This window comes from Methylobacterium sp. AC690 (assembly GCF_979256535.1).
Window position 1 is genome coordinate 229,391 of record NZ_CEEDOX010000002.1, and the last position, 25,305, is coordinate 254,695.

Annotated in this window: 20 protein-coding genes and 1 riboswitch; of the genes, 11 read left to right on the top strand and 9 right to left on the bottom strand. The window is 70.1% G+C overall.

Features of this window, described 5'->3' with window-relative positions:
• Positions 1-13: 13 nt before the first annotated feature.
• Together trxB and AC0IY1_RS03445 are read left to right on the top strand one after the other, a co-directional pair.
• Entirely contained in the window at positions 14-988 is a 975-nt protein-coding gene (trxB, locus tag AC0IY1_RS03440; protein ID WP_055956589.1) for a thioredoxin-disulfide reductase, read from the top strand.
• Positions 989-1,239: 251 nt separating this feature from the next.
• Positions 1,240-2,130 (top strand): LysR family transcriptional regulator, encoded by an 891-nt coding sequence (locus tag AC0IY1_RS03445; RefSeq protein ID WP_055956592.1) that lies wholly within the window; start codon positions 1,240-1,242, stop codon positions 2,128-2,130.
• 58 nt (positions 2,131-2,188) lie between these two features.
• On the opposite strand, the gene msrP is transcribed toward AC0IY1_RS03445, so the two are convergent.
• The 4 genes from msrP to AC0IY1_RS03465 all read right to left on the bottom strand — a co-directional run bounded on the left by msrP (position 2,189) and on the right by AC0IY1_RS03465 (position 7,258).
• Positions 2,189-3,145, bottom strand: coding sequence for a protein-methionine-sulfoxide reductase catalytic subunit MsrP (msrP, locus tag AC0IY1_RS03450; RefSeq protein ID WP_471767761.1), 957 nt, complete (start codon positions 3,143-3,145; stop codon positions 2,189-2,191).
• Between the two features lie 135 nt (positions 3,146-3,280).
• Positions 3,281-4,975, bottom strand: coding sequence for an AMP-binding protein (locus AC0IY1_RS03455; protein ID WP_471767763.1), 1,695 nt, complete (start codon positions 4,973-4,975; stop codon positions 3,281-3,283).
• A gap of 85 nt (positions 4,976-5,060) precedes the next feature.
• Positions 5,061-5,756, bottom strand: a complete 696-nt coding sequence (locus AC0IY1_RS03460) for a hypothetical protein (protein ID WP_471767764.1) — start codon at positions 5,754-5,756, stop codon at positions 5,061-5,063.
• A 5-nt stretch (positions 5,757-5,761) separates the two neighbouring features.
• On the bottom strand, positions 5,762-7,258 hold the full coding sequence (locus AC0IY1_RS03465) for a leucyl aminopeptidase (protein WP_471767766.1): 1,497 nt from the start codon (positions 7,256-7,258) through the stop codon (positions 5,762-5,764).
• A gap of 282 nt (positions 7,259-7,540) precedes the next feature.
• Here AC0IY1_RS03465 and lptF point away from each other — a divergent pair, with 282 nt between their 5' ends.
• From lptF to rsmA, 5 genes are all read left to right on the top strand, one after another.
• Complete coding sequence (gene lptF, locus AC0IY1_RS03470) at positions 7,541-8,710, top strand: LPS export ABC transporter permease LptF (protein WP_055956380.1); 1,170 nt, start codon at positions 7,541-7,543, stop codon at positions 8,708-8,710.
• Between the two features lie 15 nt (positions 8,711-8,725).
• Positions 8,726-9,814 (top strand): LPS export ABC transporter permease LptG, encoded by a 1,089-nt coding sequence (gene lptG / locus AC0IY1_RS03475; protein ID WP_103710400.1) that lies wholly within the window; start codon positions 8,726-8,728, stop codon positions 9,812-9,814.
• A complete protein-coding gene (locus tag AC0IY1_RS03480; RefSeq protein ID WP_471767767.1) occupies positions 9,814-12,495 on the top strand; it encodes an LPS-assembly protein LptD in 2,682 nt (893 codons plus the stop codon). The genes lptG and AC0IY1_RS03480 overlap by 1 nt, the downstream gene beginning before the upstream one ends.
• A gap of 107 nt (positions 12,496-12,602) precedes the next feature.
• Positions 12,603-13,553 carry a 4-hydroxythreonine-4-phosphate dehydrogenase PdxA gene (gene pdxA, locus AC0IY1_RS03485; RefSeq protein WP_471767955.1) on the top strand — a complete coding sequence of 317 codons (951 nt, stop codon included), beginning with the start codon at positions 12,603-12,605 and terminating at the stop codon, positions 13,551-13,553.
• Complete coding sequence (gene rsmA, locus AC0IY1_RS03490) at positions 13,550-14,410, top strand: 16S rRNA (adenine(1518)-N(6)/adenine(1519)-N(6))-dimethyltransferase RsmA (RefSeq protein ID WP_055956392.1); 861 nt, start codon at positions 13,550-13,552, stop codon at positions 14,408-14,410. Before pdxA ends, rsmA begins: the two co-directional genes overlap by 4 nt.
• 98 nt (positions 14,411-14,508) lie before the next feature.
• On the opposite strand, the gene AC0IY1_RS03495 is transcribed toward rsmA, so the two are convergent.
• The 3 genes from AC0IY1_RS03495 to AC0IY1_RS03505 form a co-directional block, all read right to left on the bottom strand.
• A complete protein-coding gene (locus AC0IY1_RS03495; protein WP_471767769.1) occupies positions 14,509-15,519 on the bottom strand; it encodes a TIM44-like domain-containing protein in 1,011 nt (336 codons plus the stop codon).
• A gap of 115 nt (positions 15,520-15,634) precedes the next feature.
• Positions 15,635-16,750, bottom strand: coding sequence for an ATP-binding protein (locus tag AC0IY1_RS03500; RefSeq protein ID WP_471767770.1), 1,116 nt, complete (start codon positions 16,748-16,750; stop codon positions 15,635-15,637).
• Between the two features lie 87 nt (positions 16,751-16,837).
• Positions 16,838-17,470, bottom strand: coding sequence for a S24 family peptidase (locus AC0IY1_RS03505; RefSeq protein WP_055956401.1), 633 nt, complete (start codon positions 17,468-17,470; stop codon positions 16,838-16,840).
• 218 nt (positions 17,471-17,688) lie between these two features.
• Between AC0IY1_RS03505 and AC0IY1_RS03510 the strand changes: the two genes are divergently transcribed.
• On the top strand, positions 17,689-18,063 hold the full coding sequence (locus tag AC0IY1_RS03510) for a DUF952 domain-containing protein (RefSeq protein ID WP_055956405.1): 375 nt from the start codon (positions 17,689-17,691) through the stop codon (positions 18,061-18,063).
• Entirely contained in the window at positions 18,060-19,139 is a 1,080-nt protein-coding gene (locus AC0IY1_RS03515) for a quinone-dependent dihydroorotate dehydrogenase (RefSeq protein ID WP_471767774.1), read from the top strand. Before AC0IY1_RS03510 ends, AC0IY1_RS03515 begins: the two co-directional genes overlap by 4 nt.
• 14 nt (positions 19,140-19,153) lie before the next feature.
• On the opposite strand, the gene AC0IY1_RS03520 is transcribed toward AC0IY1_RS03515, so the two are convergent.
• The gene (locus AC0IY1_RS03520) at positions 19,154-21,172 is read right to left on the bottom strand and encodes a TonB-dependent receptor (RefSeq protein ID WP_471767958.1); all 2,019 of its coding nucleotides are present in this window, start codon (positions 21,170-21,172) and stop codon (positions 19,154-19,156) included.
• A 312-nt stretch (positions 21,173-21,484) separates the two neighbouring features.
• A riboswitch (cobalamin riboswitch) is annotated at positions 21,485-21,685 on the bottom strand.
• Positions 21,686-21,773: 88 nt separating this feature from the next.
• Positions 21,774-22,073, bottom strand: a complete 300-nt coding sequence (locus AC0IY1_RS03525; RefSeq protein ID WP_471767776.1) for a hypothetical protein — start codon at positions 22,071-22,073, stop codon at positions 21,774-21,776.
• A 306-nt stretch (positions 22,074-22,379) separates the two neighbouring features.
• Here AC0IY1_RS03525 and AC0IY1_RS03530 point away from each other — a divergent pair, with 306 nt between their 5' ends.
• Complete coding sequence (locus tag AC0IY1_RS03530; protein WP_471767778.1) at positions 22,380-24,677, top strand: FdhF/YdeP family oxidoreductase; 2,298 nt, start codon at positions 22,380-22,382, stop codon at positions 24,675-24,677.
• The gene (locus AC0IY1_RS03535; protein ID WP_471767780.1) at positions 24,674-24,979 is read left to right on the top strand and encodes a hypothetical protein; all 306 of its coding nucleotides are present in this window, start codon (positions 24,674-24,676) and stop codon (positions 24,977-24,979) included. The genes AC0IY1_RS03530 and AC0IY1_RS03535 overlap by 4 nt, the downstream gene beginning before the upstream one ends.
• Positions 24,980-25,305: the final 326 nt, after the last annotated feature.

The following is a 25,305-nucleotide window of genomic DNA, read 5'->3' on the forward strand; positions in this document are numbered from 1 at the left end:
GGAGACGAGAGCGATGGCGCACACCCATTCCAAACTCATCATCATCGGCTCCGGTCCGGCCGGCTACACCGCCGCGATCTACGCCGCCCGCGCCATGGTCGAGCCGCTGATGATCTCGGGCTTCCAGCCCGGCGGCCAGCTCATGATCACCACCGATGTCGAGAACTATCCGGGCTTCGCCGAGGCGATCCAGGGTCCCTGGCTGATGGAGCAGATGCGGGCTCAGGCCGAGCATGTCGGGACCAAGATCGTCTCCGAGTACATCACCCAGGTCGATTTCCAGGTCCGGCCCTTCCGGCTGGAAGCCGATTCCGGCGAGACCTACTCGGCCGACGCGGTCATCATCGCCACCGGGGCCCAGGCCAAGTGGCTCGGCCTGCCGTCGGAAGCCAAGTACCAGGGCTTCGGCGTCTCGGCCTGCGCCACCTGTGACGGCTTCTTCTTCCGCGGCAAAGAGGTCGTGGTGGTGGGCGGCGGCAACACCGCCGTGGAGGAGGCGCTCTATCTCGCCAACCTCGCCGCCAAGGTCATCGTGGTTCATCGCCGGGGCGAGTTCCGGGCCGAGCGCATCCTGCAGGAGCGCCTGTTCAAGCACCCCAACGTCGAGGTCGTCTGGCACCACGCGGTGGAGGAGATCTGCGGCAGCGAGAAGCCGCCGTCGGTGACCCATGTCCGGCTCAAGGACACGCGCACGGGCGCGATCACGGAGCGCCGGACGGATGGCGTGTTCATCGCCATCGGCCACCAGCCGGCGACGGGGATCTTCGAGGGCCAGCTCGCCATGCGCGACGGCGGCTACATCGAGACCGCGCCGGGCACGACGCATACGGCCATCCCCGGCGTCTACGCCGCGGGCGACGTCACCGACGACGTCTACCGTCAGGCGATCACCGCTGCCGGCATGGGCTGCATGGCTGCCCTCGACGCCGAGAAGTACCTGGCCGCCCTCGAAGTCGGCGAAACACCCCAGCAAGCCGCCGCAGAATAGGAAGATTCCGGCGGACGACGGCGCTCTGCGTCTTGCGCACGGCGTCAAGACAATCGCAAGGTCGGCCCACTAACCTAAGCGCTGACGGCATGAGCCGTCGGCGTCACCCGCATGACTCGAATCTCTCCGCTCCACGTGCTGCGTGCGTCGGAAGGCCCGGGTCGATCGGGCCTGGCACGGAGATCCGCCTCGCACGCCGCGAGACGGGAGGCCTGGTCACCGGCGTCGGGTTGCGTACGGGAGTGGACGCCTTGGACTGGGACAAGATCCGCATCTTCCTCAACGTGGCGGAGGCCGGCAGCTTCACGCGCGCGGGCGACGACATCGGCCTGAGCCAATCGGCCGTCAGCCGTCAGATCAGCGCCCTCGAGCGCGAGTTGAAGGCGCCGCTGTTCCACCGCCACGCCCGCGGCCTGATCCTGACCGAGCAGGGCGACCTGCTGTTCCGCGCGGCGCGCGACATGAAGCTGCGCCTGGAGAACACCAAGGCCCGCCTCGTCGAGACGAGCGAGCGGCCGACCGGCGACCTCAAGGTGACCACCACGGTCGGCCTCGGCACGGCCTGGCTCGCCCAGCGCGTCGCCGAGTTCCTCGACCTCTATCCGGACGTGCGGGTCGAGCTCATCCTCACCAACGAGGAACTCGACCTGGCGATGCGCGAGGCCGACGTGGCGATCCGGATGCGGCGCCCGGCTCAGCCGGACCTGATCCAGCGGCGCCTGTTCACGGTCCACTATCACGCCTTCGCGTCGCAGGATTACGTGAAGCGCTTCGGCGAGCCGAAATCCATCGCCGACCTCGACAATCACCGCCTGGTCTCGTTCGGCGGCAACGAGCCGTCCTACCTGCTGGCGACGCACTGGCTCTCCACCGTCGGCCGCGAAGGCCAGGAGCGGCGGACGATCCATTTCACGGTCAACAACATCACGGCCCTGCAGCAGGCCATCGACACCGGCGCCGGCATCGGCATCCTGCCCGACTACGCGGCGGAGGGTCAGGCGGGCCTGGTGCAGGTCATGCGCGAGACCGAGATGCCGCACATGGAGAGCTACCTCGTCTATGCCGAGGAGATGCGCTCCGTCGCCCGCGTGCAGGCCTTTCGCGACTTCCTCGTCGCCAAGGCCCAGCGCTGGACCTACTAGGGCCCGCGCCGGCCTCGCGGAGCGGACGGGGCAGCCTCCTGCCCCGTCGCGCGTCCCGTCAGACGAACAGGCGCTCCTTCTCCAGCCCCTTGTAGAGGCCGGCCACCTGTTCGCCGTAGCCGTTGTAGATCAGGGTCGGCACGCGCTGTTCGCTGCCCAGGACCCGTTCCGTGGCCTGGCTCCAGCGCGGATGCGAGACCGCCGGGTTGACGTTGGCCCAGAAGCCGTACTCGGCCGATTGCAGCCCTTCCCAGAAGGTCTTCGGACGCTCGGCCACGAACGAGATCTTGGTGATCGATTTCACCGACTTGAAGCCGTACTTCCACGGCACCACGAGGCGGATCGGTGCGCCGAACTGGTTGGCGAGCGGCTTGCCGTAGACACCGGTGGCGACGAAGGCGAGGTCGTTGCCCGCCTCCTCGAGGGTCAGCCCCTCGGTGTAGGGCCAGGGATACAGGAACGACTTCTGTCCCGGTGCCATCGACCGGTCGAGGAAGGTCTGCATCTGGATGTACTTCGCGCCCGAGGTCGGCTTGGCCAGGGCCACGAGCTTCGCGAGGGGAAAGCCCGTCCAGGGCACCGACATCGACCAGGCCTCGACGCAACGGTGCCGGTAGAGGCGCTCCTCCAGCGGCATCTTGCGGATGAGGTCGTCGATTCCGAGGGTCATCGGCTTCTCGACGAGGCCGTCGATGGCCACCGTCCAGGGCCGCGTTTTCAGGGCGTTGGCGGCCGGGAGCACCGACTTCGAGGTGCCGTATTCGTAGAAGTTGTTGTAGTCGGCGCTGAACTTCTCCGGGGTCAGCGGGCGGTCGAGGGTGTAGGCCTCGTTGCGCTTGGCCGGATAGAGGTCGCCGGTGGGGTCGGACGCCGCCCGGGCGCTCTCCGTCCCGATCAGCGAGGCGGCCGCCAAGCCCGCGGCGCCCCCGAGCAGGCGCCGACGATCCAGGAAGATTCCCTCCGGCGTCGCGAGATGCTCCGGGATCTCCCAGGAATGGGTGCGTTTGATGTGCATGTCGTTCCCTCCGTTCGGCGCGAATCGCGGCACGCCGGCCTGTTGCCCTGACATTGGCCGGACGCGGCGAGCGCGCAAGCCGTCTCAATGTCACCCTTCGTCGACGGGCGGCCGCAGGTTACGGTGGGACCGCAATCACGGAGCGGGCGGATCGTCGCGCAGGGCCCGGCGCAGCACCTTGCCCACGTTGGTCTTGGGCAGGGTGTCGTGGAAGACGACCCGGCGGGGGACCTTGTAACCGGTGAGCTGCGAACGGGCGAAGGTCCGCAGGGCGTCGGTGGTCATCGCGCCGTCCTTGCGCACCACGTGCGCGACGACCATCTCGCCGGTCTCGTCGTTGACGGCGCCGACCACCGCGCATTCGAGCACGCCCGGATGGCTCGCGAGCACGTCCTCGATCTCGTTCGGGTAGACGTTGAAGCCCGAGACCAGGATCATGTCCTTCATCCGGTCGACGATGCGGACCTGCCCGTCGGGGTTCAGCACCGCCACGTCGCCGGTGCGGAAGTAGCCGTCGGCGGTGGTGGCGCGGGCGGTCTCGTCCGGGCGCTTCCAGTAGCCGGCCATGACCTGGGGGCCGCGGACGCAGAGTTCGCCGGGCTCGCCGGTGTCGACCTCGCGGCCGTCGAGTCCCCGGATCGAGACGTCGGTCGAGGGCAAGGGATAGCCGATGGTGCCGCTCCACGCGGTGAGGTCCGGCGGGTTGACGCAGACCACCGGGGAGGTCTCGGACAGGCCGTAGCCCTCGACGATGGCGCGACCGGTGATCGCCTTCCACTTCTCGGCGACGGCCGCCTGCACCGCCATGCCGCCGGCGATGACGAAGTCGAGCTTCGAGAAGTCGACCTCGCGGATCTTCGGATGGTTGATGAGCAGGTTGAACAGGGTGTTCACCCCCGAGAAGTGGGTGAAGGGCGTGCCCTTGAGGGTCTTGATGAAGCCGTCCGCGTCGCGCGGGTTGGCGATCAGCAGGCAGCAGCCCCCGACCTTCATGAAGAAGAAGAAACAGCAGGTCAGGGCGAAGATGTGATACAGCGGCAGCGCCGTGACCATGACGCGCGCCGCGCCGTCTTCGGCCGAGACGCGGAACCAGATCCGGCTCTGCTCGACATTGGCCATGATGTTGCGATGGGTCAGCATCGCGGCCTTGGCGACCCCCGTGGTCCCGCCGGTATATTGCAGGAAGGCCAGGTCGTCCTGCCCGATGGGAACCCGGACCTTGGGCTTGCCGGTGCCCGCGCGGATCACCGCGTCGAAGCGGACCGCGACTCCGTTCGGGAAGCGATAGGCCGGAACCGCCTTCTTCAGATGGCGCGACGCCAGGGTGATCAGGCGCCCCTTCAGTCCGAGGCCGTCGCCGGGTCCGGCCAGGACCACGCGGTCGAGGGTCAGGTCCGGCAGGGCGCGCACCACCGTGTGGGCGAAGTTTTCGAGGACGAAGAGGATGCGCGCGCCCGAGTCGTTGAGCTGCGCCGTCAATTCGCGCGGCGTGTAGAGCGGGTTGACGTTGACGACGGTGCAGCCGGCGAGCAGCACGCCGAAGATGGCTGCCGGATAGGCGGCGACGTTCGGCATCATGATCGCGACGCGGTCACCCTTGGTCAGGCCCTGCGCCACCAGCCACGCGGCGATCGCCTCCGACGACGCCCCGAGCGCCGCGTAGGAGATGCGGGCGCCGAAGCTCTCCAGCGCGGGCCGCATGGCCGAGCGCGTCATGCACTCCTCGAACAGGTCGACCAGCGTCCCGAGGCCGTCGATGTCGAGCTCGGCCGGGATGCCCGGCGGATATGCGGACAGCCACGGGCGCGCGGCGCTCCGGGTTTCGGGCATGTCGATCCTCCCTGCGATGCGACCCGGCGGCTTCCTGCCTCCTTAGTTCACATCTAAACCATCCTCGGCCATCCCGGCGGCGGGATCAAGCGGCGGCACGGGACGGGCGCCGACGATCCGGCCCCGTCGTGAGACCGTTGCAACTCAGGTGCGGCAGAAACGCGATGCCGGCCAGGGCACAGGCTAACAGGGCATCCCCGATCGTCATCGATCGCCGCGGCCAGAGGCCGAAACCCGCCGTATGGGCGAGGCCGAGCACCGCGAGGGCGAACCAGAGGGCGAGGCAACGAACCAGGACGTCGGCAGCGGCCCGCAGCCAGGGCCGGGACTGGGATCGGCGCGGAGGACCGTTGCCGATGAGCAGGGCGCCGATCGCCAGGACGCTCCCGAACACCGTCGCGGCCAGTGCTGATCCGAGGGCGTAGGCCGCCGGCATCGGCTGCTGCGTGATGAAGGCGGTACCACCGCTGGCGAAGGCGAGGCGCAGGGCCACGCCGCCGAAGGTGGGATAGAGGCAGGCCGCCAGGAACAGCGCCAGGGCCAGGGCCCCTCCGATGAGCCGGCGGAGCCAGCCGGCGGGACCCGGTCGAAGGATCCGCAGGGCGAGGCAGGCGAGCCCGTAGACGATCGCCACCGCGAAGAGCGGGTAGCGATCGAGGAAGAAGCCGTAGAAGCGGGCGTCGAGTTCGGGCGGCAGGGCCACCCGTTGGTCGAAGCCCGTGACGAAGGCGAGCGCGATCGCCAGGAGCGCTGCTGCCAGCGGAAGCAAAGCCGGCAGCACGCGGCTCAGGCCTCGTAGTTGTCGCGCACCAGACGGTCGAGCAGGCGCACGCCCCAGCCCGCACCCCAGCTCCGGTTGATCTCGCTCGCCGAGGAGGACATCGCCACGCCGGCGATGTCGAGATGCGCCCACGGCACGTCGTTGACGTAGCGCTTCAGGAAGGACGCCGCCGTGGCCGCGCCACCATGGCGGCCGCCGGAGTTCTTCATGTCGGCGAACTTCGAATCGATCGCCTTGTCGTAGGCCGGGATCAGCGGCATCCGCCACACGGCCTCCCCCGTCGCCTCGCCGGCCGCGGTGATCTTGGCCGAGAGGGCATCGTCGTTGGAGAACATCCCGGCGATGTCCTGGCCGAGGGCGACGATGATCGCCCCCGTCAGGGTCGCGAGGTCGATCATGAACTTCGGCTTGTAGGCGCTCTGGATGTGCCAGAGCACGTCGGCGAGGACGAGGCGGCCCTCGGCGTCGGTGTTGATGATCTCGATGGTCTGGCCCGACATCGAGGTGATGATGTCGCTCGGGCGCATGGCGTTGCCGTCCGGCATGTTCTCGACGATGCCGATGGCGCCGACCACGTTCACCTTCGCCTTGCGGCTGGCGAGCGCGTGCATCGTGCCGACGACACAGGCGGCGCCGCCCATGTCGCCCTTCATGTCCTCCATGCCGCCGGCGGACTTGATTGAGACGCCGCCGGAATCGAAGCAGACGCCCTTACCGATGAAGGCCAGGGGTGCCTCGGCCGGGTCGGCGGCGCCGTTCCAGCGCATCACCACGACGCGGGCCTCCTTCGTCGAGCCCTGCGCCACGGCCAGGAGGGCGCGCATGCCGAGCGCCTCCAGCTTGCCGGGGCCGAGAACCTCGACCTCGACGCCGAGCTGCGTCAGGGCCTCGGCGCGCCGGGCGAACTCCTCCGGGTAGAGGACGTTCGGCGGCTCGTTGATGAGCTCGCGCGCCAGGATGACGCCGTCGGAGACTGCCTCCGAAACCTTCGCGGCGGCCTCGGCGGCGGCGACATCGGCCACCATCAGGGTCAGCGCGGTCCCCTTGGCCTCCTCGCCCTCGGGCTTCTTCTTGGTCTTGTAGCGGTCGAAGCTGTAGTGGCGCAGGCGGGCCCCGAGGGCGAAGTCGGCGGCGTTCGCCGCGGTGACGTCGAGGCCGGCGACGATCAGCGCGGCCCGGGCGCTCCGGCCCGAGACCTTGCTGGCGGTGAAGCCGCCGAGCGCCGGCCAATCGAGCTTGGCACGGTCCTTCTCCGAGCCGAGGCCGATCACCACGAGGCGGTCCGCGTCGAGGCCGGCGGGCGCGGGCAGCGCCAGGGCCGACAGGGACTTGCCCTTGAAGCGCTCGCTGGCGGCCGCGCGCGCCACCAGATCGGCCACGCCGCCGCCGATCGCCTGGGCCACGGCCGGAGCCACGGCGAGGTCGTCGCCGACGAAGAGGACGACGTCGCCCTGGCCCACCGGGCCGAGGGGCCCGAACGCGATCGTGATTCCGTCCGCCATGACGCTAGCTTTCCGAGGATTGGGCTCGAACGAACCATGCGTTCGAAGTGGTGCGTGCAGGATGTGCGGAGCGGCACGGCATTGGACGTGCCACCCCCGGCGCTTCTGTGTACCTGTTGAGGCACAGAACGCAACGCGACCGGACGGCCGTGAAAGCGCCCGAATCGGCGCGCCCCGATCGGAGTCGACGGCCGGGGGGCGGGACGGGTAGAAACGGGCGGGGCCGAGGCCTCGCCGGGCGATGCGGGGGGCGATCCGCGAGACGCCGATCCACGAGAACCCATGACGCAGATCGAGCGCTACATCTTCAAAATCGCGCTCGGGGCCTTCTTCGCCTGCCTCGTCGGCCTGACCGGCACGATCTGGGTGACGCAGGCCCTGCGCGAGCTCGACCTCATCACCGCCAAGGGCCAGACCCTGGTGATCTTCTTCCTCATCACCGGCCTGTCGCTGCCGACGCTGATCACCGTGATCGCCCCGGTGGCCCTGTTCATCGCCGTCGTCTACGCGCTGAACAAGCTCAACGGGGATTCCGAGCTCATCGTGATGTCGGCGGCCGGGATGCGGCCGCGGCAGATCCTGCGCCCCTTCCTCAGCCTCGGCCTCGCGGTCAGCCTCGCGGTGGCCTTCCTGACGATCCAGGTGATGCCGTCGTCGTTCCAGGAACTGCGCGACGTGCTGACCCGCGTGCGCGGCGACTTCATCGCGAACGTGGTCAAGGAGGGCCAGTTCACCAGCCTCGACAGCGGCATCACCTTCCACTTCCGCGAGCGCGGCCCCGGCGGCGCCCTGCTCGGCCTGTTCATCCAGGACAAGCGCGAGGCCGGCAAGTCGGTGGTCTACCTCGCCGAGCGCGGGCAGGCGCTGGAATATGGCGGCCAGAGCTACCTCGCCCTCGAGAAGGGGAGCATCCACCGGCAGCAGAAGGAGTCCCGCGACGCCTCGATCATCACCTTCGAGCGCTACACCGTCGACCTCGCCGCCTTCACGCCCCCCGATGCGGAACTGGTCTACAAGCCGCGCGAGCGCGCCACGGCGCAGCTGCTGTTCCCCGATACCAGCGAGACCTACTACAAGCAGCAGAAGGGCCGCTTCCGGGCCGAGCTGCACGACCGGCTCTCGTCCTGGCTCTACCCGCTGGCGCTCACCTTCATCGCCTTCGCGGCGCTCGGCGACCCGCGCACCACCCGCCAGGGGCGCGGCCTCGCGGTGGCCGGCGCCGTCCTCGCGGTGGTGGTGGTGCGCATCGGGGGCTTCGCGGCCTCCAGCGCCGCGGCGCGCAGCCAGGGCGCGGTCGTTGCGGTCTACGCCGTACCCCTCCTCGCCATCCTGATCTCCGCAATGGTGATCTTCAACGGCGGGGCGATGCGGGACTGGAACGCCCGGGTCGCTCGGGCCGCGACCGGGTTCGTCGGCCGCTTCGGCCGGCGTCCGCGCCTCGGCGTGCAGTGAGGCGGAGCTGACGCCATGCTGATCGGCGCCACCCTCGGCCGCTACTTCGCGATGCGCTTCGTGCGCACGATCCTGGGCGTGTTCCTCACGGTCTTCACGCTCGTCTACACCCTGGATTTCGTCGAGCTCCTGCGTCGCGCCGGCGATGCCGAGGGCGCGTCCACAGGTTTGATGGCGCAGCTCTCGCTCTACCGCACCCCGGCGGTGGCCGAGGGCGTGCTGCCCTTCGCCATCCTGTTCGGCTCGATGGCCGCCCTGCTCCAGCTCTCACGCAAGCTCGAACTGGTGGTGGCCCGGGCCGCCGGCATCTCGGCCTGGCAGTTCCTGCAGCCGGGCGTGTTCGTCGCCCTCGCCATCGGGGCCTTCACCGTGGGGGTCTACAATCCGGTTTCGGCGCTGATGAAGCAGCGCTCCACCGAGATCGAGGCGAAGATCTTCTCGCGCTCGACCAAGGCCAATTCGGGCAAGGACCTCTGGATCCGCCAGCGCAGCCTCGACGGGCAGGCGATCATCCGGGCCGACACCGCGGTGGAGGGCACGACCACGCTGGCCGGCGTCTCGGTCTTCACCTTCGACGAGGCCGGCATCTTCACCGCGCAGATCGAGGCGGCCAAGGCCAGCCTCCACGACGGCTACTGGGAATTGAGCCAGGCCCGAGTGATGGCCAAGGGCCAGCCGGCCGAGAGCTTCGACACCTACCTGATCGCCTCGACGCTGGTGCCGTCCCAGGTGCGCCAGCGCTTCACGCCGCCGGAATCCGTGCCTTTCTGGCAACTGCCGGAGACCATTTCACGCTCCGAGCGGGCCGGCCTCGATGCCACGCGGTACCGCCTGCAATACGACGTGCTGCTGGCACGGCCTGTCCTGTTCCTGGCCATGGTGCTGGTGGCGGCCAGCGTTTCCTTAAGGTTCTTCCGCTTTGGTGGTGTCGGCAAACTGGTGCTGGGCGGCGTCGCGGCGGGGTTCGTGCTGTACGTCGCCCGACAGGTGCTGGAAGGCCTCGGTGCCTCGGGAATCGTGACGCCGGCTGTGGCGGCGTGGTTCCCGGCCGTGGTAGGGAGTCTCCTTGGTACGCTCACGCTTCTCTATCAGGAGGACGGCTGATGTCGGACTCGGTGGTGGCGAAGGGGCGCAAGCCTTGGCAGGAGTTGGGACTGGCGTTGCGTAAGGTCGCCGACATCACGTTGGCCACGGGTTTCGTGGTCCTGCTCACGGCCGTCGCCCCCGCGGCGCCCGGCGGGCAGGCGCTCGCCCAGGGTGTCCCCAAGACGGCTGCGGCGAAGTCGGCGGCAGGCAAGCTGGATTCAGGCAAGCCGGATTCGGCCAAGCCGGCCGAGCGCCTCCTCGTGGAAGCCTCCGAGCTCGTCTACGACAACGACCGCAACACGGTGACGGCCCGCGGCAATGCCGAGCTGCATTACGGCCCGCGCACCCTGCAGGCCGACCGGGTGATCTACGACCGCAAGGTCAGCCGCGTCTTCGCCGAGGGCAACGTCCGCCTGACGGAGGCGTCGGGCGCCGTGGTCACCGGCTCCAAGATGGAGCTCACCGACGATTTCAAGAACGGCTTCATCGACGCGCTCCGGGTGCAGCAGAGCGTCGAGCTCAACGGGCAGACCGTCCGCACCCGCTTCTCGGCGCCCCGCGCCGAGCGGATCGAGGGCGACAGCACCAGCTTCGAATACGGCACCTACACCGCTTGCGAGCCGTGCAAGAACAATCCGGAGACGCCGCCGCTCTGGCAGATCCGCGCCACCAAGATCATCCACAACAACCAGACCCACACCGTCGCGTTCGAGGAATCGACCCTCGAGATCGGCGGCATCCCGGTCGCCTACCTGCCGTATTTCGAGACCGCCGACCCGACGGTGAAGCGCAAGACCGGCTTCCTGACGCCGCGCTTCCTCACCTCGACGGCCCTGGGCTCCGGCCTCGCGACCCCGTTCTTCGTCAACCTGGCGCCGAACTACGACCTGACGCTGTCGCCGGCCTTCCTCAGCAACCAGGGCGTCCTCGGCCAGGCGGAGTTCCGCCATCGCCTGGAAACGGGCTCCTACAACCTGCGCCTCTCCGGCATCTTCCAGACCACGCCGAGCGCCTTCCTGCCCGGCCCGCTCGGCGCCGGCGACCGCGACTTCCGCGGCTCGGTGGAGTCCAAGGGCCAGTTCTACATCAACGACCGCTGGCGCACGGGCTGGGACATCGTCGGCGTCACCGACAAGTGGTTCCTCGACAACTACCGCATCCGCAACCAGAGCATCACGACGGACTACTTCCGTGAGGCCGTCTCGACGGCCTACCTGATCGGTCAGGGCGATCGCTCGTGGTTCGAGGCGCGGGGCTACTACTTCAAGGGCCTGTCGAGCTTCGACTGGCAGAAGGAGCAGCCCTTCGTCGCGCCGGTGATCGACTACGACAAGCGCATCAACGGGCCGGGCTTCCTCGGCGGCGAGGTCCGGTTCGAGGCCAACATCACCAGCCTGACCCGTCAGGCGACGGATTTCCAGGCGGTCCAGAGCCCGACGGCCTATCTGCAGACGCCGACGATCAACGGCAGGACCTACTACCTCTACGAGACCTGCACGTCCTTCTCGCGCGGCCAGTGCGTGATCCGGGGCCTCGCCGGCACGAACACCCGCGCCTCGGCCCAGCTCTCCTGGCGCCGCAGCTTCATCGACGACGTCGGCCAGGTCTTCACGCCCTTCGCCTACCTGCGCACGGACGCGTTCTTCGTCGACCCGCGCACCTCCGGCTACCAGAACGCCCTGTCCGCCAACATCGCGACGCAGGACGCGGATTTCTCCGGCCGGGTGCTGCCCGCCGTCGGCATCGACTACCGCTACCCGTTCGTCAGCAATTTCGGACCGCTGGGCGTGCACACGATCGAGCCGATCGCGCAGGTCATCGCGCGGCCGAGCGAGACCCATATCGGCCGCCTGCCGAACGAGGATGCCCAGAGCCTGATCTTCGACGACACCTCGCTGTTCGAGTGGGACAAGTTCTCGGGCTACGACCGGGTCGAGGGCGGCGTGCGCACCAATCTCGGCGCGCAGTACTCCGTCGTGACCCCGGCCGGCTGGTATGCGAACGTCATGTTCGGCGAGTCGATCCAGATCGCCGGCGTGAACTCGTTCCGCCGCGGCGACATCGCCAATGTGGGCCTCGATTCCGGCCTCGACACCCGGGCCTCGGACTTCGTCGGCCGGTTCCAGCTCTCGCCGAACCAGCACATCACCTTCATCACCCGCGGACGCTTCGATCACGCCGATCTCGGGGTGAACCGGGTCGAGACCGGCGTGATCGCCCGCCTCGCCCCCTTCGCGCCGATCGATCTCTCGGCGTTCTACTCCTACTACAAGGCCCAGCCGGCCCTCGGCTTCGCCAACCGCCGCGAGGGCATCACCGCCTCGGCCACCTATCACGTGACCCCGAACTGGTTCGTCACGGGCTCGGCCCTGGTGGACCTGTCGCACTACCTCGACGTGCGCGACAACTTCCAGACCGCCTACGCCTCCTACCTGGCGAACCCCGTCGGGGACGCCCCCGTCTACCGCAACCCGGGGCGCGCCTACCTGTCGGGCATGAGCATCGGCGGCGGCTACCAGGACGAGTGCACGACGGTGTCGGTCAACTACATCGTCTCGCCGGTGGCGGCCGCGCTCGGCACCAGCGAGCGCAACCGGACCGTCCTGCTCCGGCTCGAACTGAAGACCCTGGGCGAGGCGGATTTCCGCCAGAACCTGAACACGGCCATCACGGCCGACGGCATCTCGACGGTCCGCTGAGGCGGCCCACCCCTCGAACGACGCGGAGTGATGCGGTGAGCAGCCTGCACGGGCCGATCGCCCTCACGCTCGGAGATCCCGCCGGCATCGGGCCGGAACTCGCCCTCATGGCCTGGCGCCTGCGGGATGCCGGGCCCGGCCTGCCGCCGTTCTTCCTGATCGGCGATCCCGCCTTCATCGAGCGGCGGGCGAGCGACTTGAACCTTCAGGTTCCCATCGCGGATGTCGGCCCGGACCTCGCCACCGAAGTCTTCGGGCGCGCCCTGCCGGTGATGGCCCTGCCGAGCGGCGCCGCGATCCACGCGGTGGCGGGTCGGCCCGATTCCGCCAATGCCGGTGCGACGCTGGAATCGATCACCACGGCGGTGACCCTCGTCCGTTCCGGGGCGGCGACCGCCCTCGTCACCAACCCGATCGCGAAGTACGTCCTGACGCAGGTCGGCTTCGCGCATCCGGGCCACACCGAGTTCCTGGCCGCCTGCGCGGTGGAGCCCGGCGAGACCCCGCCGCTCCCCGTGATGATGCTGTGGAGCGAGACCCTGGCGGTGGTACCGGTGACGATCCACGTCGCCCTGCGGCGGGTGCCCGACCTGCTGACGCAGGATCTCGTCCTGCGCACCGCCCGCATCGTGGCCGAGGACCTGCGCCGGCGCTTCGGCATCGCCCGGCCGCGCCTGGTGCTGTCCGGCCTCAACCCGCATGCGGGGGAGAACGCCACCATGGGCACGGAGGATCGCGACATGCTGGAGCCCGCGGTGCTGCGATTGCAGAGCGAGGGCATCGACATCCGCGGGCCCCTGCCCGCCGACACCCTGTTCCATGCGCGGGCGCGGGAGACCTACGACGTGGCCCTGACGCCGACCCACGACCAGGCCCTGATCCCGATCAAGACCCTGGCCTTCGACGAGGGCGTGAACGTCACCCTCGGGTTGCCCTTCATCCGCACCTCGCCGGACCACGGCACCGCCTTCGACATCGCCGGCAAGGGCATCGCACGGCCCGACAGCCTGATGGCGGCGCTCCGCCTCGCCGCCCGTCTCGTGAAGGCCGGCGCGTGAGCGAGGACGGGAGCGTCAGCATCGACGGGTTGCCGCCCCTGCGGGAGGTGGTGCGCCGGCACGGCCTGGAGCCCAAGAAGGCGCTCGGACAGAACTTCCTGTTCGACCTCAACCTGACGGGGCGGATCGCCCGGTCGGCCGGACCGCTCGCGGGCGTCACCGTCGTGGAGATCGGACCGGGCCCCGGCGGCCTGACCCGCGCGCTGCTGGCCGAGGGCGCCGCACGGGTCATCGCCATCGAGCGCGATCCCCGGGCCCTGCCGGCGCTCGCCGAGATCGCCGCGCATTATCCGGGACGCCTCGAGGTGGTCGATGCCGACGCCCTGAACTTCGACCCGGTGCCGCTGATCGGCACGGGACCGGCGCGGATCGTCGCGAACCTGCCCTACAACATCGGCACGCCCCTCCTCGTCGGCTGGCTCACCGGCGGGGCCTGGCCGCCCTGGTGGGATTCCCTGACGCTGATGTTCCAGCGCGAGGTCGCCGAGCGCATCGTCGCGGACGAGGACGACCGGGCGAATTACGGCCGCCTCGGCGTCCTCTGCGGCTGGCGCACGGAGGCCCACATCCTGTTCGACGTCGCGCCCTCGGCCTTCGTGCCGCCGCCGAAGGTGACGTCCTCCGTCGTCCGATTGACGCCCCGGCGCGCGCCCCTGCCCTGCTCGGTCCAGGCCCTCGAAGCGATCACCCGGGCGGCCTTCGGGCAGCGCCGCAAGATGCTGCGCCAGAGCCTCAAGGCAGCGGTCCCCGATCCGGCCCGGCTCCTGGAGGCCGCCGGCATTCCCGAGACCGCCCGGGCCGAGGAGGTCCCGGTCTCCGCCTTCGTGGCGATGGCCCAGGCCTACCGCCCCGTCTGAGCCCCCGGCTCGCCTCAGCCTCTCACGACGTGAAAAGGGCCGCGCGGATCTCTCCGCGCGGCCCTGTCTGTTCGATCGATACCGGGTGAGGCCGACCGTCAGCGACCCTGCTGGATCGCCGAGAGGACCCAGCGGCCGCCGCGCTCCCGCACGAAGGTCCAGAGCTCCACGGCCTCCGGCTCGCCGGTCTCGACGACGCGGTCGGTGCGGCGGTCGAGGGTCACGTCCTTGATGGCGTAGCGCATCGCCACCGTAGCGTACTCGGCATTGCCCTCGCCCCAGGACTCGGACAGGTCACCCTGCAGCAGCTTCACGTCAGAGATCCGGTTGACGACGCCGCGTGCCTCGTTGGCCCGCAGCTCCTCGATGAAGTAGCCGGCCATCTCCGGGGTCGCGAGGTTGCGCAGCGCCGCGACGTCCTCACGGCCATAGGCCGCCTGCACGTCGTTGAGGGCGATCTCGAAGCTCTGGAAATCGCCCGGTCCGATCTGGACCGGACGCGCCTGCACCGGCTGGACCGGGGCGGGACCACGCTGGCCGTTGCCGTAACCGCCGCCCATCGGGGCGCCGCCGGGCGCACCACCCATCGGCGCGCCACCCATCGGGCCCGGGTTGGCACCGGCGCCGTCGAGGGTCGAGCGGGACAGGCCGGCCGCGGCCGGCTGGCCCTGGCGTCGGCGGAACCAGCGGACGGCGAAGGATACCAGCAGAACGACGAGGCCGACCTGCAGGATCAGGCCGAGGAACGAGGCGATCCCGCCGAGGCCGCCGAAGAAGCCGCCGCCCAGGAGCGCGCCGAGCAGGCCGGCACCGAGCAGGCCGGCCATGAAGCCGCCGCCGAAGCGTCGGCCGGGCTGTGCGGCCGTGTTCATGCCGGGATTGCCCATGGCCGGGCCGGGCTGGGTCTGCGAGCGCTGGATCGGGGCCGGGGCGCCGGGCGCCGTGGTGGTGGCCGAGGGCGGCGCGTAGGTGCGCGAGCCGCGCGAACCCATGCCACCGCTGCTGCCGCTACCGGGACGCGCCTCGACGACGGGCGCGGCGAGAACCAGCGTCGCGGCGAGCGCGAGGATGGACGCCGCGCGCTTCCGGCGAGTGGTGGAGGTGAGCATGAAAACGCCTCTGGTGAACAACTGGGAAGTCCGGCGATGACGCCGCTCCTGATATGGTGACGTTCGCGCCGGAGTTTTAGTCCGCTGTTCTTGACAGAATCCTGTTGGATTCTCCTCAAAGCGCCGCGGGGAAGACCATCCGGACCGTGGCGCCCTCCCCGGGCTTCGAGTCGATCGACACCGTGCCGTTCTGGCGCTTCACCAGGCCGTGGACGATGGCGAGCCCGGCACCGCGGCCGGCCTCGCGGCTGGTGACGAAGGGCGCCAGGGCGCGGGCCGCCATCTCGGGGGACATGCCCTGGCCCTCGTCGGTCACCGTGATGCCGACGGCGCCGTCCCCGGGCCGCTGAAGGGCGCGGTCCCCCGGGGGCACCGCGAAGGTCGCGATCACGATGCGCCCGGGGGCCGGCATGGCCTCGCAGGCATTGGCCACGATGTGATTCAGGGCGAGTTCGATCTGCGTCGGGTTGCTGAGGCCGCAGGCGAGCCCCGGCATGGTCCGGGTCTCCAGGGTGATCCGGGCCGGCAGTGTCGGGCCGGTCCGGGCGCCGAACGCTTCGATGAGCTGGTTCAGGTCGACGGGGCGGACATCGGGCGCGATGCGGCGCGAGAAGGCGAGGAGTTGGCGGGTCAGCGTGGTGGCGCGCTCGGCCGCATCCGTGGAGCGGACGATGGCGCGCTGGATGAAGGGCTCGTCGCGGTCGCCCAGACGGCGCTTCAGCCCATCGATGTAGCCGATGAGGATCTGGAGGAAGTTGTTGAACTCGTGCGCCACGCTGTTGGTCAGCAGGCCCAGCGCCTCGCGCTGGCGGGAGAGCGCGAGGGCTCCCTCGGCGTCGTGGCGGCGGGTGACGTCCACGACCTGCGCGAGCCGGTAGGGAGTCTCCGGAACCGGGACGATGAAGACCTGCGCCCAGAAGGCCGCGCCGCCGCCCGGACGTGCCAGCACCTCGACGCCCTCGGGCGCCCCGTCGGCCAGGGCCGCCGCGAAGGTGGAGCCGGAATCCCGGTCGCCGCCGAGCCCGAGCCAGTCGTGCAGGTCGCCGTCGGAGGGCGCATCGGGAGGGCGCCGGACGAGGGCGCGGAGGGCGCGGTTGGCGAGGAGAAGACGGCCGCCAGGCGCGTCCGGTGCCAGCAGCGCGGCCGGCACGGCCGAGGCGCTCAGCAATCGGGCGAGCCCGGCCTCAGGTGCACTTTCCGCAGCGTGATCGTCCGTCCGGGGCAATGCCATGGCCTGTCCGCCGATCCGGGGCGCGCGGCCCCTCCGGCCACAAGGCATAGCCGCAACCGGGGGAACGGCAAAGCTGCGCCGGAAGCGCTACTGGCGCACCCACATCACCCGGCCGATCCAGGCGATATCGCTGACGTTGACGACCCGGTCCTCGTGCTCCGGGTTGAGCGAGGCGAGTTCGATGGTGCGCGCGGTCTTGCGCTTGAGTTCCTTGGCCAGCACCTCGCCGGCCACGAGCCGCACCACCACCCGGTCGCCTTTTCGGACCCCGGCCGTCGGCGAGACGATGAGCACGTCGCCGTCGCGGTAGAGCGGCGCCATCGAATCGCCCTGCACCTCCAGGGCGAAGGCGCGATCGTCGGCGAGATCCGGAAACTCGATCTCCTCCCAGCCCGGGCCGCCGGTGGGCATGCCCTCGTCGGTGAAGAGGCGCCCGGCGCCGGCCTGGGTCATGCCGATCAGCGGGATCATCGTGCGCGGCGGGCCGTCGCGCGCCTCGATCAGCCGGAGAAACTCGTCGAGGCTCGCCCCGGTGGCGGCGAGCACCTTGGAGACTGATTCGGTGGAGGGCCAGCGCTTGCGACCATCGGGGCCGATGCGCTTCGAGCGATTGAAGCTCGTCGCATCCAGTCCAGCGCGGCGCGCGAGACCGGACGCGGAGAATCCATGACGTTCCGCTAGGCGGTCGATTGCGGTCCAAATCTGTTCATGAGACAGCATCGAAAGCTCAAAGCGTATTACGGTTAAGACGTCCAGCCTAGAGTTAGGAAAGTAGAACTATTCTTTTCGGATAGCAATGGTGCGAAGGCTGCCAATCCGGCCCGCCGGGTCATCGTGAGGTCCTGGCAACTCATGACGTCAACTGAGTCCCTGAGGTTGCGGTTTCCGACGCTCCGGCGGCGTTTGATCGGCCCTGCGAAACCCGGTACGGAGCGGGCATGGCGCTCATCTACAAGATCTCCCCCCGGGCCCTCTGGCGCAGGGCCGAGGATATCGGCCGCTTCGAGGGCGCCCCGATCGACCGCAGCGACGGCTACATCCATTTCTCCACCGCCGCCCAGGTGGCCGAGACCGCGGCCCGTCACTTCGCCGGTGCCGAGGACCTCGTTCTCGTCGCCGTGGAGGCCGACGATCTCGGACCGGCCCTGCGATACGAACCGTCGCGAGGGGGCGATCTGTTCCCGCATCTCTACGCCGACCTGGACCTGAAGGCCGTCCGGTCCGTCAGCGACCTGCCCCTCGGGGCCGACGGACGCCACGTCTTCCCGGGTGATCTCGGCGCAGCAGCGATCGTCGAAGGACGCCCGGCATGATCGGCGCCCTCTTCCCCCTGGCCAAGCCCCTGCTGCATCGCCTCGATGCCGAGACGGCGCACAATCTCACGCTGCGCGGCCTCGCCGCCCTGCCCCCGCGCCATCCGCCGGCCGACGATGCCCGCCTGGCCGTGGATGTCCTGGGCCGCCGCTTCCCCAATCCGGTCGGCCTGGCGGCGGGCTTCGACAAGGGCGCCGAGGTTCCCGACGCCCTGCTCGGGCTCGGCTTCGGCTTCGTCGAGGTCGGCGGCGTCGTTCCCATGGCCCAGCCGGGCAATCCCCGCCCCCGGGTCTTCCGGCTGGCGCAGGACCGGGCGGTCATCAACCGCTTCGGCCTGAACAGCGAGGGCCTCGAGGTGGTGCGTGGGCGTCTCGCCGCCCGCCAGGGCCGGCCCGGACGCGTCGGCGTCAACATCGGCGCCAACAAGGAGTCGACCAACCGCCTCGCCGACTACGTGACCTGTACCCGTGCCCTGGCGCCGCTTGTGGATTTCGTCACCGTCAACGTCTCCTCGCCGAACACGCCCGGCCTGCGCGACCTCCAGGGCGAGGCCTTCCTCGACGAACTGCTCGCCCGTGTGGTCGAGGCGCGGGACGCGACCCATCCGGCCACCGCCATCCTGCTGAAGATCGCGCCCGACATCACCCTCGACGCCCTCGACGCGATGACGGCCACGGCCCTGCGGCGCGGCGTCCAGGGTCTGGTCGTGTCCAACACCACCATCGCCCGCCCCGAGACCCTGCGCGAGGCGAGCCTCGCCCGCGAGACCGGCGGGCTTTCCGGCCGGCCGCTCTTCGCCGCGGCGACCCGTCTCCTCGCCGAGACCTACCTCCGGGTCGGCGGAAAGCTCCCCCTGGTCGGCGTCGGCGGCATCGACTCGGCGGAGGCCGCCTGGACCAAGATCCGGGCCGGCGCCAGCCTGCTGCAGCTCTACTCGAGCCTCGTCTACGCCGGCCCCGGCCTGATCCCCGAGATCAAGGCCGGGCTGGTGCAGCGGATGAAGGCCGAGGGCGCGCCACAGCTCGCGCCCCTGGTCGGGCGCGATGCCATCGCGCTGGCGAAGCTGACGGGCTGACGGGTGCGCGGGGCCTAGAACCGCCCCGCCAGGGTCAGGCGCACAGCGGTCGGCTCGACGGGGTGGATGTGCCGGTCCGCGACGCCGTCCGCCGCCTCGCCGGGCAGGCGCGAGGCGTAGAAGTAGGTGATCTGGTCGGCCTTGGCGTTGGTCAGGTTCAGCACGTCGAGGGACAGGCTGACCCCGTTGTCGAAATTGTAGCCAACCCGGCCGTTCACGAGTGCGGTCGGGCGCGAGCGCACGGAATTGTCCTCGATCAGCGGCCGCGGCCCGAAGTAGCGCAGGCGCATCGATCCGAACCAGCCCGGCCCCTCGCCGACGGTGAACCCGGCCGAGGCGATGGTGGTCGGCGCCTCCGGGACCCGGTCGCCGACGGGGTCGCGGTCGGCGAAGCGGGCATGGGTCACGGTTAGGTCCCCCTCGAGGGAGAGCCAGGGCGTCACCGCGTAGCGGTTGGTCCACTCGATGCCGAAGCGGCGGGTGGGACGGCTCGGCTCGGTGGTGCCGCTGTCGCCCTGGAACAGGTTCTCGGACGCGAAATCGAGCTGGAACAGCGTCACGGCCGTCTCCAGCCCGGCGATGCTGCGGTTGCGCAGACCGATCTCCGATCCCGTCGAGGGCACCAGGAAGGGCGACCGGCTGATGGTGAACAGGGGGCTGGTCGGATCCACCGTGGCGGTGACGCCGCGGGCGTCGTTCGAGTGGAAGCCGCCGCCGTAGTTCACGAACAGCTCGGTGTCGAACCACGGGCCCAGCACGAGGCCGAGCTTCGGGTTGACGATGCTGTCGCGCGCCGTGCCGGAATTCGCCGCCGTATCGGACACCACGTCGGCGTAATAGGTATCGGCGCGGAAACCGACGCTGGTGCGCAGCCAGTCGGTCCAGCGCAGGCGGTTCTCGTAGTAGAACGCTCCACTTGCCTCCAGCACCCGGTCGTCCAGGACCGTCGAGCGGTACTGCCGGTTCGTGGTGTTGAACAACCCGACCCGGATGCTGTCGGTGCGGGTCTGAACGCCGATCTCGTTCTCCATGGCCACGCCGAACAGGCTGCCCTGGACAGTATGGCTGACCTCCCCGCCGCCGAGCACGCGGCTGTCGCGCTGGCGGAACTGATCGCCGTTCACCGGATCGTTGAGGAAGTAGGTGAAGTCGTTGAACAGGTTCATGCCGTAGCGGATGACGTAGGCGCTCGCCCGGGTGATCCCGGCGTCGCTCGTCCGGCTCCAGCGGCCCGAGAGGGAGAAGCGGCCGGTGTCGCCGCCATCGGTGGGATTCAGGGAGCCGAAGCGGCCGATCAGGCCTTCCGCCACCGCCCGCTCGGGGATCTGGTTGGTGGCGTTCCACCTGGCCCAGTAGGCCATTCCCGTCAGCGCGAAGCCGTCGAGGGCCGTCCCCTGGCTGTAGCGGACGACGGCGTTGAGCTTGGCGAGGCGGTCCGGCACGTCCCAGGGGCCGTCATAGGTCTGGGCCTCGCCGGCCACGAGGAGGCGGCCTTCGCCGAGGGCCGCGGAGGCGATGCTGAGGGCGCGCTTGTAGCCGAAGCTGCCGAGCGAGGTCAGCGCGAGGTTGCGCTCCACCGTGTCGAGATAGTCGATCCGCACCGAGCCGGCCGAGGCGAAGTCGCCGTCGCGGACGAAGTACGGCCCCTTGTGGAACGCCACCGCGCCGACGAGCTCGGGAATCAGGAAGTTGAGGTCGGCATAGCCCTGGCCGTGGGCGTGGGTGCGCATGTTCACCGGCATGCCGTCCACCGCGATGGCGATGTCGGTGCCGTGGTCGAGGTTGAACCCGCGCAGAAAGAACTGATTGGCCTTCCCCTCCCCGGAATGCTGGGTGACGATGAGGCCGGGCACGCTCTCCAGCACCTCCCCGGGCCGTGAGATCGGCCGGCTGTTCAGCGCCGCGCCCGAGATCACGCCGGCGCTCGCCGCATCGACGGTCCGGAGGCCGCCGCCGATGCCGGTGACGCCGCCGACATACCCCGCATTGGCGGCCGGTCCACGCCCGCCGCCCGCCGGTGCCTCCGCGGTCACGGACAACTCAGCGAGATCCGCCTGCGCGCTCTGGGCGACGGCGTCGGGAATCCCGGCGCCGCAGGGGGCGAGACCGGCGCAGGCGGCGAGGAGCCAGGATCGGCGGGAAAGCCGTGAACGACGGAACAATCGAGAACGAGAGGGCGAACGAGAACGAGAGGGCGAACGAGAACGAGAGGGCGAACAAAAATCAGAGGACGACATGGGACCTCGGGCGACGTCTGTGGCACGTCACCGCGAACGAGGCCGGCGCGGATGCCACGCGGCATCCACCCCGACACCCATCAGGACACCCCGCCCGATGCGTTTCGCGTGTGACCACGACTGACGGCAGGTCTCCTGGCTCGCGGGTCACCGCCCTCCCATCGTCTTCCCAGGTCCGAGAACCCAGTGACGTGCTGATGAGGAGCTCGCCGCTTACAGTTGCGGGGGCAGCCGCGGCCTCGGGCGCTCGCCCTCACCGCGTTCCCTTTTGATCCTCGATCCTGAGGAACCGTCGGGGGTCAGGAGGCCCGATCGGCGGCTGCGGCGTCAATGGCCGCGGCGGGTTTTCAGGCCGGTGTGCCCGGCAGGCGACAGGGGCCGGGCGTCAGCGCCGTCCCTACGGTTTCCGGGCCGGCTCGCGCCGGTGGCCCGTCCCGGCCAGCACGGCGCCGCCGGCCGCCAGGCCGAGGAGGATCCACTTCAGGGGAAGCCGGTCCGCGCCCTCGCTGCGCTGGGGCTCGGTCACCATGTAACCCGGCGGTAGTTCCACGCCGGGCTTTCCGTAGGCCCGAGCGTCGGCGATCTGCTCGGCGGACACGGCCCATTCGGCCCCCATCTGCCGATCATGCGCCATCACCGCGAGGCCGACCGCGAGGGCGACGGCCGCCGCCGCGAAGATCCTCACCGGCGTCTTCATCTCCCGCGCTCCCGCCTGCCACGCGCCCCAGCCGCGATCCGGGGCGAGGGTTAGGCGATCGGCCGGCCCTCCGCCAGAGTGCGGTTCTCGGGATCAAGCACCTGATGTTTCGCATCGCGGCCTGGAACGGTTTTAACCCACTCTTCATCGGCTCTGCAAAAAACGCATGGTACCCCTAACGGCATGACTGGCCTGCGTTTTCACGCGATTGAGCGCGCACGGTGCATCGCGATATCGCTGGAGCGAGACTGCTCCGCTTCGCGACCGATCGTCGGCCACGCGAGCCCTGCCCCTCAGGACCCCTTCATGGATCATCCGGTCGCGTCCCCGAAGCGCTCCTCCGCGGCTGGCGGCTGGGGGGCCCTGAAAAGCTGCGGCAAGCACCTGCTGGGAAGCCGGGCGCCGCTGTCGGGCGCCCGTGCCATGCTGAAGGCCAACCAGCCCGACGGCTTCGACTGCCCGGGCTGCGCCTGGGGGGATCCGGCCCACGGCTCCTCCTTCGAGTTCTGCGAGAACGGCGTGAAGGCGGTGTCCTGGGAAGCCACGGACAAGCGCACCCCGCCGAAATTCTTCGCTAGGCATACCGTGACCGAGCTGCGCGACTGGACCGACTACGCCCTGGAGGGCGAGGGCCGCCTCACGCATCCGATGCGCTACGACGCGGCGAGCGACCGCTACGTCGTCACCACCTGGGACGCCGCCTTCGCGGAGATCGGCGCCACCCTGCGCGGCCTCGATCACCCGGATCAGGCCGAGTTCTACACCTCGGGCCGCGCCTCCAACGAGGCCGCCTACCTCTACCAGCTCTTCGCCCGGCACTACGGCACCAACAACTTCCCCGACTGCTCCAACATGTGCCACGAGGCCAGCGGCATCGCCCTCCAGGCGGCCATCGGCGTCGGCAAGGGCACCGTGCTGCTGGAGGATTTCGAGAAGGCCGACGCGATCTTCGTGGTCGGGCAGAACCCCGGCACCAACCATCCGCGCATGCTCGGTGACCTGCGGCGCGCGGCCCAGCGCGGCGCGAAGGTCGTGGTGTTCAACCCCGTGCGCGAGCGCGGGCTGGAGCGCTTCGCCGACCCCCAGAATACCGTGGAGATGCTGCGCGGCGCCAGCGCGCCGGTGGCGAGCCACTACTACCAGCCGCGCCTCGGCGGCGACATGGCGGCGTTCCGCGGCATCGCCAAGGCGGTGTTCGCGGCCGACGATGCGGCGCGCGCGGCCGGAAAGCCGTCGCTGCTCGACCGTACGTTCCTGCGCAACCACACCGCGGATTACGAGGCCTACCGGGCCGCCGTGGACGCCACGGGCTGGGACACCATCGAGGATCAGTCCGGCCTGACCCGGGCCGATCTCGAGGTCGCGGCCGAGGTCTACCTCGCCGCCGACAAGGTGATCTGCACCTGGGCGATGGGCGTGACCCAGCACCGCCACTCGGTGGCCACCATCCGCGAACTCGCCAACGTCATGCTCCTGCGCGGCCATGTCGGCCGCCCCGGCACCGGCCTGTGCCCCGTGCGCGGCCATTCCAACGTGCAGGGGGATCGCACCGTCGGCATCAACGAGAAGCCGCCGGCCGCCCTGCTCGACGCCCTGGAGCACGAATTCGGCTTCACCGCCCCGCGCACCCACGGCCACAACGTGCTCGCCGCCATCCGGGCCATGCTCGACGGGTCTTCGAAGGCCTTCATCGGGCTCGGGGGCAACTTCGCCCGCGCGACCCCGGACACCACCCTGGTGGCCAAGGCCCTGGCCTCCTGCGAACTCACCGTCCACATCGCGACGAAGCTCAACCACTCGCACCTCGTCCCGGGCCGCGTGGCCTACCTGCTGCCCTGCCTCGGCCGCACCGAGATCGACCGGAATTCGAAGGGCAAGACCCAGATCGTCACGGTCGAGGATTCCATGAGCATGGTCCACGGCTCGGGCGGCATCAACAAGCCGGCCTCCGCCGAACTGCGCTCCGAGATCGGCATCATCGCCGGCATGGCGGCGGCGACGGTCGGCTCCGAGCGGGTCGACTGGGCCGCCCTCTCCGACGATTATGATCGGATCCGCGACCTGATCGAGCGCACCATCCCGGGCTTCACCGGCTACAACCTGCGTGTCCGGCGCCCGCGCGGCTTCATGCTGCGGAATCTCGCCGCCGAGCGCAGCTTCGAGACGCCGACCGGCCGCGCCAACTTCTCCGCCGATCCGCTTCCGGAGGCGACGGAGCACCAGCAGGCGAAGCGCGCGGCGGACACCTTCGTGCTCCAGACCTTCCGCAGCCACGACCAGTACAACACCACGATCTACGGCCTCGACGACCGCTACCGGGGCGTCTACGGCGAGCGCCGCGTGGTGTTCGCCCATCCGGACGATCTGGCCGAGATCCGGGCCCGGACCGGCGACCGGGTCGATATCGTCGGCACCCACGCCGACGGCGTGACCCGGGTGGCCGAGGACTTCCGCCTCGTGCCCTTCGACATGCCGCGCGGATCGCTGGCCGGCTACTACCCGGAGCTCAACGTCCTCGTGCCGCTGTCCACCTTCGGCGAGGGCAGCGACACGCCGACCTCGAAGTCGGTGCTGGTGCGCCTGCGCGCCCCGGCCGCCGCATGAGCGAACCGCCGGCCGACGCGGAGACCTTCCTGGCCGTCACCGACTCGGTGGCCGCCCTCCAGCCCGGCCTCTCGGCCCTGGAGGCCGGCATCCTCGCCGCCCTCCACCTCGACCTCGCCCGCGACAGCCGCAGCTTCGCCCGCGTCTTCGGCCTGGAGCACGCGCTGGTGCTGCGCGCCGTCGAGACGCTGGCGGGCGATGCCGGCCTCCTCGCCCTGCAGGACCGCAATCCGCGGACCCAGCGCACCCGCTACGCCGCCAGTGCGGCCGGGGATGCGGTGCTGGCGCACCTGCACGGGTAAGCGCCCTCGCGCCAGGCGTATCGACACGCGCCAAGAGGCCTGCCGAAAGGCTCGGCTCAACCCTCCGTCATCCCGGGGCCGCGCAGCGGAGCCCGGAATCCAGAACCGCCGACCGGGTAAGATCCGGCGCTGCCGGCGGCCCTGGATTGCACGCCGCGGGCGCGCCCCTTCGTGTCGAGGCTCGCCGGCGGCGCCGCGGAATGAGGCGGTGGCGCCAGCTGCGTTGCGCGTGACCGCGTCGGGGGTAGAGCGGCCTGTCGGTGCGACCGCCGGTCTCACGACCGGAGGGGCACCCGATCACGCCCAGCCCGGCTCCCCCCGCGAGG

Excerpts from the sequence above, each read along its gene's own strand:
- trxB (WP_055956589.1), top strand. The coding sequence starts at position 14 with ATGGCGCACACCCATTCCAAACTCATCATCATCGGCTCCGGTCCGGCC.
- msrP (WP_471767761.1), bottom strand. The coding sequence starts at position 3,145 with ATGCACATCAAACGCACCCATTCCTGGGAGATCCCGGAGCATCTCGCG.
- AC0IY1_RS03455 (WP_471767763.1), bottom strand. The coding sequence starts at position 4,975 with ATGCCCGAAACCCGGAGCGCCGCGCGCCCGTGGCTGTCCGCATATCCG.
- AC0IY1_RS03465 (WP_471767766.1), bottom strand. The coding sequence starts at position 7,258 with ATGGCGGACGGAATCACGATCGCGTTCGGGCCCCTCGGCCCGGTGGGC.
- lptF (WP_055956380.1), top strand. The coding sequence starts at position 7,541 with ATGACGCAGATCGAGCGCTACATCTTCAAAATCGCGCTCGGGGCCTTC.
- lptG (WP_103710400.1), top strand. The coding sequence starts at position 8,726 with ATGCTGATCGGCGCCACCCTCGGCCGCTACTTCGCGATGCGCTTCGTG.
- AC0IY1_RS03480 (WP_471767767.1), top strand. The coding sequence starts at position 9,814 with ATGTCGGACTCGGTGGTGGCGAAGGGGCGCAAGCCTTGGCAGGAGTTG.
- pdxA (WP_471767955.1), top strand. The coding sequence starts at position 12,603 with ATGGCCTGGCGCCTGCGGGATGCCGGGCCCGGCCTGCCGCCGTTCTTC.
- AC0IY1_RS03495 (WP_471767769.1), bottom strand. The coding sequence starts at position 15,519 with ATGCTCACCTCCACCACTCGCCGGAAGCGCGCGGCGTCCATCCTCGCG.
- AC0IY1_RS03500 (WP_471767770.1), bottom strand. The coding sequence starts at position 16,750 with ATGGCATTGCCCCGGACGGACGATCACGCTGCGGAAAGTGCACCTGAG.
- AC0IY1_RS03505 (WP_055956401.1), bottom strand. The coding sequence starts at position 17,470 with ATGCTGTCTCATGAACAGATTTGGACCGCAATCGACCGCCTAGCGGAA.
- AC0IY1_RS03510 (WP_055956405.1), top strand. The coding sequence starts at position 17,689 with ATGGCGCTCATCTACAAGATCTCCCCCCGGGCCCTCTGGCGCAGGGCC.
- AC0IY1_RS03515 (WP_471767774.1), top strand. The coding sequence starts at position 18,060 with ATGATCGGCGCCCTCTTCCCCCTGGCCAAGCCCCTGCTGCATCGCCTC.
- AC0IY1_RS03525 (WP_471767776.1), bottom strand. The coding sequence starts at position 22,073 with ATGAAGACGCCGGTGAGGATCTTCGCGGCGGCGGCCGTCGCCCTCGCG.
- AC0IY1_RS03530 (WP_471767778.1), top strand. The coding sequence starts at position 22,380 with ATGGATCATCCGGTCGCGTCCCCGAAGCGCTCCTCCGCGGCTGGCGGC.
- AC0IY1_RS03535 (WP_471767780.1), top strand. The coding sequence starts at position 24,674 with ATGAGCGAACCGCCGGCCGACGCGGAGACCTTCCTGGCCGTCACCGAC.